Below are 2,545 nucleotides of genomic sequence, written 5' to 3'. Positions count from 1 at the left end.
CGGGTATTCCGGCGGGTTTGGTGGGTGCGGGTGCGGGGATCGTGGCGTATGGGGTGATGACCGGGCAGTGGGAGTTCAACCCGGCCGCGTTGATCGGTGGTGTGGGTGGTGGTCTGATCGGTGGTGTTCATGGTGTGCTGGGGCACGCCCAAAGCCATTTGAGCGCAGGCGGATTGCATCTGGATGACCCGCCGCCGGCCTATGGGGACGGTTCGACCCCGTACTCGGACACCAAGATCAGCGACCCGCCCACCCGTCCGGGTTCGGGTGGCTCGGGTGGGTTCGTGTCCGAGAAGAACGACGGCACCGCCTCATTCGGCACCAACGACAGCACCCACAACGAGACGTCGACCAACGGCAACGGCGATACCCGCAACGGGGCCTCGGACATCACCGGCTCCCGCGACAACACTCCCACCAACGGCAATACCCGTAACGGCGCCTCAGATATCGGTGACACCCGCGACGGAACCCCGGCCATCGGCAACAACCGCAACAACGCGTCTGCCAACGACAGCACTCGCCAGGACATCCAGGCCGACAACGACTCCCGCAACGGAGCGTCCACCAACGGCAGCAGCCGCAACCGAACCGCTCGAAACGGATCCTCGGAGATCACCGGCTCCCGCAATGCAGCGTCCACGAACGGCGACACCCGCAACGGAGCCTCGAATGTCGACGGCTCCCGCAACGACACCTCACGCATCGGGGCCACCGCCGGGAACGCCACTACCCGTAGCGGGGCCTCGAATATCGGTGACACTCGTATCGGTGACACTCGTACCGGGGCCTCGGATATCGGCGGCAAGCGCACCAGCGCGTCCGCCGACGACAGCACTCGCCAGGACACCCCGGCCGACAACAACCCCCGCAACGCAGCGTCCATCAACGACACCACCCGCACCGGTGCCCCCGTCGACGAGGGCGCCACTACCCGTAACGAGGCCTCCGATATCGGAGACACCCGCAACGGGCCCTCGAACCTCACCGGCTCCCGCAACGACACTCCTGCCAACGGCAGCACCGACAGAAGCAACGGGACTCCGACCACCCGATCGACACCGACTCCAGGCTCGAGCGAGCAGCGTATCGGCTCGAGTGGCAGTCCTTCTACCGCGCGAGCATCTTCGACCGGCGGGGATAGTCGCACTCCCCTCGAGCGCACCCCGGTTGCGCAGCGCACCGGGCAGACCGTCGTCGAAGGCGCCTCGGACTCGGCTCCTGAAGTGACGCAATCACTCTCGTCCCGCTCCCAGTCATCCTCGATGATCGGGGACGGGTCCACCTCTTACGCCAACCCGCTGCGCACGAGCACCGGCAGCGGCCAGAGCGCGGCCGTCACCGACGCGCCCGCCGGCAACACCTCGCTGCGCACCGCGACCAGCACGACCAGCGCTCCAGCCGACGATGTTTCGTTTCGTGCTGGTAGCCGTGATACCGAATACGGTGATACCGGAAACGACCTGGGCCAGAATGGCTCGGACTCGCTCGTCGCCGGTAACGGCTCCAGTCCGGTTCGTCGCGATACCGGTCTCGGCGAGGACATCCCAGGCAGACAGGAGAGTTCCCCGTTCGCGGGCGGTAAGGACGTCGACCCGCTTCAGCGTGGCACTGCCGGGATCGGTTCGGGGACGGGTAAATCCGGTGAGCGGTCCTCGGAAATATCCGCGAACCGGAAAACCGGGGACACACCCTCCGACGACCGTCCACAGTCTGCCGGTGAGGCATCCGAGCCGTCCGGCTCGCGGAACGGTTCGGGTATCCGGTCTTCCCGTGCGGGGAAAGCGGATTCGGCATCCCCGCGTCGACCCACCGATGTCCCGGCCGCCGCGGGCGACCAGCGGGGGCCGGGTAAGGGCTGGGAGGAGATCAGCGAACTGGGTTCGGATCCGCGCCCGCTGTCCAAGGTCGCGTTCGGTCGGGGTGAGCCGGACGCGCACGATGTCGTGGCACTCGGGGACGAGTCCGGTGCCCGGTACGTGTGGTCGCGGTCCGGCGGGTTGACCGATGCCGAGGGTCGGGCGCTGCCGAAGTCGCAGACCCTGGATTCGGTGCTGGCGGATCCCAAGATCACCGAGGTCCGGGTACCCGGTGAGCCGGACGGGCCTTCGGTGAAGCATGCGGGGCCCGAGGACACCCCCGCGACCACGAAGCCGGATGCCCCCGCAGACGCCGAGGCTCCCGCGCGTGATCCGGAGATACTGCGACGTCACGCCGCCGCGCAGGAGCGTGCCGAGCACGAGCAGCAGCAGACCAAGCAGACGATCGAGGACTCCCGCAAAAGCGTCGAGGCCGCCGAGCAGACCCTCGAGGAGGCCGAGGCCGCACACGACGACCAGCGCACCTCCGAGGCGCGGACGGTGTACGAGCAGGCGGCGGCCGATCATCGGCGGACGGTCGAGGAGGCGGTCGATACGTTGATGGACAAGGCCAAACAGGCGGGCTCGGCCACCTGGAAGGCGTTCCAGGACGGGCGGATCGGTAAGGACGACGCGTTTGCGCTGGTGCGCAAGGAACGGGTGAGTGCGGCGAAGGCGGCGGCCGA

The 2,545-nt window shown here is 67.9% G+C and carries 1 protein-coding gene; it reads left to right on the top strand.

Annotated elements, in window-relative coordinates:
- On the top strand, window positions 1-2,545 hold a 2,545-nt coding region (locus JZ791_RS43905), incomplete at both ends, for a cell envelope integrity TolA family protein (protein WP_216903877.1).

Source organism: Nocardia alni, from assembly GCF_019038435.1.
Lineage (GTDB): Bacteria > Actinomycetota > Actinomycetes > Mycobacteriales > Mycobacteriaceae > Nocardia > Nocardia alni.
This window is presented reverse-complemented; position numbering and strand designations above follow the sequence as displayed.